The sequence below is a fragment of the Novosphingobium bradum genome (assembly GCF_042646485.1).
In the GTDB taxonomy this organism is placed as follows: Bacteria; Pseudomonadota; Alphaproteobacteria; order Sphingomonadales; family Sphingomonadaceae; genus Novosphingobium; species Novosphingobium bradum.
In genome coordinates this window covers 42,239-48,749 of sequence record NZ_JBHRTQ010000014.1, presented here as the reverse complement: position 1 = coordinate 48,749, position 6,511 = coordinate 42,239, and the positions used below count along the sequence as shown (strand labels likewise).

Genomic DNA, 6,511 nt, shown 5'->3' with positions numbered 1-6,511 from the left:
TTCCTATCCGCTGTCCTCATCGTCGCCGCCATCATCTGGTGGGCCAATTGAGTCCGGACCCTAGCGCGCGGCCCTGCTCACTCCACCCACAGCAGCGAATCGTCGCGCGCCAGCACCGCCAGCGTCAGGCCCGCCGCCCGGGCGCGGCTCGCCGCAAGGTCGGTGGGGGCGGAAATGGCGACCAGCAGCGGGCAGCCGGCGCGCACGGTCTTTTCAACCAGCTCATAGGAGCAGCGCGAGGTCACCGCGATGAAGCCGGTGGCCGCATCCTCGCCGCTTCGGGCAAGCGCGCCGACCAGCTTGTCGAGCGCGTTGTGGCGGCCGACATCCTCGCGCAACGCAACCAGCGTGCCATCGGCGCGGCAGAAGGCGGCGGCGTGGGTGGCGGCGGTTTCGCGGCCCAGGTCTTGCGCGGCGCGCAGGGCGGCAAGTCCGCGCGCGATCGCGGCGGCATCCACCCGCGCCCGCGCGCCCAGCGGCGGCAGCGGACGCAGCGCGGCCTCCACGCTCTCGATCCCGCAGATGCCGCAGGAACTGTCGCCCAGCCGCCGCCGCGCGCGCTCCATCAGCGGCGCGGCGCGGTGGGGCGGCAGGTTGAGCCGGGCGACGATCCCCGCGCCGCCCTCCACCGCATGGAACGCCGCCGCCCCGATCTCGCCGGCATCGGCCAGGCCTTCGGACAGGAGGAACCCGGTCAGGAAATCATCGAGATCGCAAGGCGTCGCCATCATCACGGCATAGGCCACGCCGTTGAGTTCGATGGCGATGGGCACTTCGCGGGGCACGGCGCGCGTGGTCCGCTCGCCCGCGCCGGCATAGTCATCCCGGCGCACCGCAATGGCCACCGCGCCTTCGCTCATGTCTCAAAATCCTCCGGCCAGTGGCGCAGGGCCGAGCGGACCGGATAGGGGGTGAACCCGCCCAGCGCGCAAAGCGAGCCAAGCTCCAGCGCCTCGCACAGATCATCGAGCAGGGCGAGTTCGGCCTCCCGGCTGGGCGGAGCCTTGGGGGCATTGGCCATCTGCGGCAGGGCGGCAACCGGATCGGCCACCGGCTGCCCGGCGCGCAGCCGATCGATCAGCTCCACGCCCCGGGTGGAGCCGATCCGGCAGGGCGTGCACTTGCCGCAGCTTTCCGCCGCGCAGAAGGCAAAGGCAAAGCGGGCCATGCGGCCCATGTCGGCGCTATCGTCGAACACCACCACGCCGCCGTGGCCGATCAAGGCCTGGGCCTCGGCGAAGGCCTCATAATCAAATGGCAGGTGGAACTGCGCGGGCGGGATATAGGCGCCGAGCGGCCCGCCCACCTGAACCGCCTTGACCGGCCGCCCGCTGGCGGTGCCCCCGCCGATGTCCATCACCAGCTCGCCCAGAGTCATGCCGAAGGGCACCTCGAACAGGCCGCCATGGCGAATGTTGCCCGCCAGTTGCACCGGCATGGTCCCGCGCGAACGGCCAGAACCGAGCGCGGCATAGGCCTGCGCCCCGCCGGGCCGGAGGATATGGGGCACCGCGGCCAGCGTCAGCACGTTGTTGACCACGGTCGGGCAGCCATACAGCCCTTCGAGCGCGGGGAGCGGCGGCTTGGCCCGCACCTCGCCGCGCTTGCCCTCGATGGAATTGAGCAAGGACGTTTCCTCGCCGCAGACATAGGCGCCGGCCCCCACCCGCAGTTCGACCGCGAAGGGGGCGATCATCGGCTCGGCCAGCGCGATGGCGGCGCGCAGCTTGGTTATGGCGTGGGGATATTCGCTTCTGACGTAGATGTAGCCCGCTTGCGCGCCCGTTGCATGGGCCGCGATCGCCATGCCTTCAAGCAATTGAAAAGGATCGCCTTCCATCAGCATCCGGTCGGCAAAGGTGCCGCTATCGCCCTCATCGGCATTGCAGACGATGAACTTGCGCGCCCCCTTGGCCCCGGCCACGGTCTGCCACTTGATCCCGGCGGGAAACCCCGCCCCGCCCCGCCCGCGCAGGCCCGAGGCGATGACTTCGGCGACAACCTGTTCGGGCGCAAGAGCGCGGGCGCGCGCCAGTCCGGCCCAGCCGCCGGTGGCGGCATGATCATCGAGGCTGAGCGGCCGGGTGCGGCCGGCGCGGGCAAAGGTCAGGCGCTGCTGGCGGGCGAGAAAGGGATGGTCCGCAATCTGCCCGATCGCCTTGGCGCTGGTGCCCGCGAGGATTTCCGGCACGTCGGCCGGGGCGGCCGGGCCGAAGCCCTGCCCGGCGATTTCCACCAGCGGTTCAAGCCAGTGCAACCCCCAGGACGATACCCGCTCCACCGTGCAGCCGGCCTCGGCAAAGGCTGTGGCCACGGCATCGGCCCCGCAGGCCAGCGCCAGGGCATCGTCGCTGATGCGGACAATCGTCATCGCGCATCCTCGATCAGCCTGACCAGCGCTGCTTCATCGAGCCGGGCGTGGACCGTGTTCCCCACCCGCGCGGCAGGGCCGGCGCTGCACAGGCCGAGGCAATAGACGGTGGACAGGCGCACCCGATCGCCGGCCGCCGCCTGTGCCGCCGCGACCAGGGCTTCCACCCCGCGCGCCTGGCAGGCTTCGGCCCGGCACAGCTGGACATGGGGTCGCGGATCGGGCGCGCTGGTGAAATCGTGGTAGAAGCTGACCGTGCCGCGCACTTCCGCGCGCGACAGGTTGAGCGCCTCGGCGATGGCGCGTTCGGCTTCCGGCGAGACGCAGCCAAAGGCCTCCTGCACATCGTGGAGGATCGGCAGCAGGGCGCCTTCGCTGGCAAGGTGGCGCGCGATGATCAGGGCAAGATCGGGCTCGTTCACCCGGCTGGATTGCTCCCGGCGAAGCCGCGCGTCAACCGCCCCGATCAACCGCTGGCGGCGGCCCGGTCAGCCGCCAGCACGGCCTGGATCGCGGGGATCACGGCAGGGTCCTCGATGGTTGGCGGAATGGCCACAGCCTCGCCGGCGGCGAGCTTTCGCAGGACATTCCGCAGGATCTTGCCCGAGCGGGTCTTGGGCAATTGCGCGACCACGTGGGCGGCCTTGAGCGAGGCGACCGCGCCGATATCCACGCGCACCGCGGCGATCACCCGCGCGGCCATGGCGGCGGCATCGGCATGGCCAGCGCGGGCCACCACGAAGGCCACGGGAACCTGGCCCTTGAGCGGATCGTCGGCGCCGATCACCGCGCATTCGGCCACGCCATCGGCGGCGGCGACGATCTGCTCCATCTGCCCGGTGGAGAGGCGGTGGCCGGCGACGTTGATGATATCGTCGGTCCGCCCCATGATGTGGAGGAACCCTTCGGCGTCGCGGTAGCCGGCATCGCCGGTTTCGTACCAGCCGGGAAATGTGGCGAAGTTCTTCGCGAAAGCCGCCGGGTTGTTCCAGAGGCTGCGGAAGGCGCCCGGCGGCAGGGGCGCCCTGATCGTCACCGCGCCGCTCTGGCCATCGGGCACGGGGTGGCCATCCTCGTCAAGGATCGCGAAGTGGTAGCCGGGCACCGGGAAGCCGGCCGAACCGGGCTTGCGGCGCCTATCGCCCAGCGGCAGGCAGGTGGTGATCGCCGGCCAGCCCAGTTCGGTCTGCCACCAGTTGTCGACGACCGGCAGGCCGGAGTGGCGTTCCAGCCAGGCGATGGTTTCGGGATCGGCGCGTTCGCCGGCAAGGAATACCGCGCGCAAGGGGCCGGTGCCGATCTCGTGAAGGAAAGCGGCCTCGGGATCGTCCTTGCGGATCGCGCGGATCGCGGTGGGCGCGGTGAACATGGCCGTGACCTTGTGACGGGTGACCACGCGCCAGAAGGTGCCCGCATCGGGCGTGCCGACCGGCTTGCCCTCGAACAGCACCGTGGTCGCCCCCACCAGCAGCGGGCCGTAGACGATGTAGCTGTGGCCCACGACCCAGCCGATGTCGGAGGCGGCGAAGAACACGTCGCCCGCCCCGATCCCGTAGATATTGGCCATCGACCAGGCCAGCGCGACGGCATGGCCGCCGTTTTCGCGCACCACGCCCTTCGGCACCCCGGTGGTTCCCGAGGTGTAGAGGATGTAGAGCGGATCGTCGGAGGCGAGCGGAACCGGCGCCGGCACGGGATCGGCGGCGCATTGCGCGCGCAGCTCCATCCAGTCCCGATCGATCGCCGGGGTCATCTCGGCGCGCAGCCGGTCGCGCTGGAGCAGCACGACGGAATCGAGCCGGTGCGCCGCAAGCGCGCGCGCTTCGTCGACCATCGGCTTGTAGGCAATGGTGCGGGTGCCCTCGATCCCGCAGCTCGCGGTGAGCAGGACCTTGGGCGTGGCATCGTCGATCCGCTTGGCCAGTTCGTGGGCGGCAAACCCGCCGAAGACCACCGAATGGATCGCGCCGAGCCGCGCGCAGGCCAGCATGGCGAAGGCCGCCTCCGGGATCATCGGCATATAGATCACCACGCGGTCGCCCTTGCCCACGCCAAGCCGGGCCAGCATGGCCGCGACCCGGCCGACCTCGTCCAGCAGTTCAGCATAGGCCCAGGTGCGGGTGGCGCCGGTAACCGGGCTTTCGTGGATCAGCGCGAGGGCATCACCCCGGCCCGCCGCCACGTGGCGATCGAGCGCGTTGTGGCAGGTGTTGAGCTGGCCGCCGGGAAACCAGCCGCGCGCCTCGTCATGCGCCGCGCCCGGCGGGGTGGACCAATCGACCAGCTCGGCGGCGCGCGACCAGAAGCCTTGCGGATCCTGCGTGCTGTCCTCGTAGGCCTGGCGGTAGGCTTCGCTCATGGTGTCCTCGTGCGGTGGTGGCCGGCGCCGGTGGGGCGCCGGCCGGATGGTCAATCGTCGATCGAGCGGCGGAAGGTTTCGGGCAGGAACAGCAGCCCGATCACGCAGGTCGCCGCGGCCACCACCACTGGATACCAGAACCCGTGGTAGATGTTGCCGTTGGCCGCGACCATGGCGAAGCCCACCGCCGGCAGCAGTCCGCCAAGCCAGCCATTGCCGATGTGGTAGGGCAGGCTCATCGAGGAGTAGCGGATGCGGCTGGGGAACAGCTCGACCAGCATGGCCGCGATCGGGCCGTAGACCATGGTGACCAGCAGGACGAGATACCACAGCAGCGCGATGACCCGGGGCTTGTCGATCCGCGCCGGGTCGGCCCTGGCCGGATAGCCGACCTTGGCCAGTTCGCCGGTCACGCTGGCGGCGAAGGCGGCGATGGCGGCCTTCTTCTCGTCACCCGAGTGGACCTTGGGATCGGGGGCGACGATGGTTTCGCTGCCGATCGCGATCGCGGCGACAGTGCCGGCGGGGGCCGCGACATTGGTGTAGTTCACCGCGGCCTTGGCCAGCGCGTTCTTGACGATATCGCAGCTTGTGCGATCGAACTTGTTGGTGCCCACCGGATCGAACTGCGAGGAACATTCGCCGGCATAGGCGGTGACCGTGACCGGCGCGCTGGCCTGGGCGCGGGCGAGCGCCGGGTTGGCGGCCTCGGTCAGCGCGTGGAACACCGGGAACAGCGTGGCGGCGGCCAGCGCGCAGCCAGCCAGGATGATCGGCTTGCGCCCCACCTTGTCCGACAGCCAGCCGAAGACCAGGAAGAACGGCGTGCCCAGGAGCAGCGCGACAATGATCAGGGTGTTGGTGGTTAGCCCATCGACCTTGAGCATCTTTTCAAGGAAATACATCGCGTAGAGCTGGCCGGTGTACCAGATCACCGCCTGGCCGGCGATGGCGCCGAAGAAGGCGATCAGCACGATCCTGAGGTTCTTCCATTCCCCGAAGGCTTCGGTGAGCGGGCGCTTGGACGAGGTGCCCTCGGCCTTCATCTTCTGGAACACCGGGCTTTCATGCAGCTTGAGGCGCAGCCACAGGCCCACTGCCAGGAACAGGCCGCTGAGCAGGTAGGGAATGCGCCAGCCCCAGTCCTTGAACGCCTCTTCGCCAACGCCGGTGACCGGCGAGCGCACGGTGATCACGATGAGGAGTGCCATGGCGAGGCCCGCCGTGGCGGTGATCTGGATCCAGCTGGTGTAGAAGCCGCGCCGGTTGTCGGGCGCGTGTTCGGCGACATAGGTGGCCGCTCCGCCATATTCGCCCCCCAGCGCCAGCCCCTGGAACATCCGCAGGCCCACCAGCATGACCGGCGCGGCAACCCCGGCCGTTTCATAGGTGGGCAGGCAGCCTACAAGGAAGGTCGACAGGCCCATCACGAGGAGGGTGATGATGAAGGTATAGCGCCGCCCGAAGGTATCGCCGATCTTGCCGAAGACCAGCGCGCCGAACGGGCGCACGATGAACCCGGCGGCAAAGACCAGCAGCGCCATGATGAACGAGGTGGTGGGGTTCAGCCCGGTCAGGAACTTGGCCGCGATGATCGCGGTGAGAAGGCCATAGAGATAGAAATCATACCATTCGAACACCGTGCCGAGCGAGGACGCGGTGATGATCAGCTTCTCATCGTGGGTGGCCTGGTGGTGCCTTGGCAAGGCGGCATATTCCGCCGCGGTTTCGTGTTGGACCATAATCCCCTCCTCTTGTTGTCGTTGTGTCAGAAGTCGCAG

At 69.4% G+C, this 6,511-nt stretch carries 5 protein-coding genes; all 5 read right to left on the bottom strand.

The window, feature by feature from the left end; genetic code table 11:
* Nucleotides 1–77: 77 nt before the first annotated feature.
* Genes fdhD through ACFOD9_RS14365 form a run of 5 tightly spaced genes read right to left on the bottom strand, consistent with a single transcriptional unit; the run spans nucleotide 78 to nucleotide 6,472 of the window.
* Entirely contained in the window at nucleotides 78–860 is a 783-nt protein-coding gene (gene fdhD / locus ACFOD9_RS14385) for a formate dehydrogenase accessory sulfurtransferase FdhD (protein WP_379510823.1), read from the bottom strand.
* Nucleotides 857–2,371: an NADH-ubiquinone oxidoreductase-F iron-sulfur binding region domain-containing protein gene (locus ACFOD9_RS14380; protein WP_379510822.1), complete on the bottom strand. Its 1,515-nt coding sequence runs from the start codon at nucleotides 2,369–2,371 to the stop codon at nucleotides 857–859. Before ACFOD9_RS14380 ends, fdhD begins: the two co-directional genes overlap by 4 nt.
* Nucleotides 2,368–2,793: an NAD(P)H-dependent oxidoreductase subunit E gene (locus tag ACFOD9_RS14375; protein ID WP_379510821.1), complete on the bottom strand. Its 426-nt coding sequence runs from the start codon at nucleotides 2,791–2,793 to the stop codon at nucleotides 2,368–2,370. The genes ACFOD9_RS14380 and ACFOD9_RS14375 overlap by 4 nt, the downstream gene beginning before the upstream one ends.
* 44 nt (nucleotides 2,794–2,837) lie before the next feature.
* A complete protein-coding gene (locus ACFOD9_RS14370; RefSeq protein WP_379510820.1) occupies nucleotides 2,838–4,730 on the bottom strand; it encodes an AMP-binding protein in 1,893 nt (630 codons plus the stop codon).
* 50 nt (nucleotides 4,731–4,780) lie between these two features.
* Nucleotides 4,781–6,472 (bottom strand): MFS transporter, encoded by a 1,692-nt coding sequence (locus tag ACFOD9_RS14365; RefSeq protein WP_379510819.1) that lies wholly within the window; start codon nucleotides 6,470–6,472, stop codon nucleotides 4,781–4,783.
* Nucleotides 6,473–6,511: the final 39 nt, after the last annotated feature.

Bases quoted from the DNA above. Each gene is read 5' to 3' on its own strand.
- fdhD (WP_379510823.1), bottom strand. From the start codon at position 860: ATGAGCGAAGGCGCGGTGGCCATTGCGGTGCGCCGGGATGACTATGCC.
- ACFOD9_RS14380 (WP_379510822.1), bottom strand. From the start codon at position 2,371: ATGACGATTGTCCGCATCAGCGACGATGCCCTGGCGCTGGCCTGCGGG.
- ACFOD9_RS14370 (WP_379510820.1), bottom strand. From the start codon at position 4,730: ATGAGCGAAGCCTACCGCCAGGCCTACGAGGACAGCACGCAGGATCCG.
- ACFOD9_RS14365 (WP_379510819.1), bottom strand. From the start codon at position 6,472: ATGGTCCAACACGAAACCGCGGCGGAATATGCCGCCTTGCCAAGGCAC.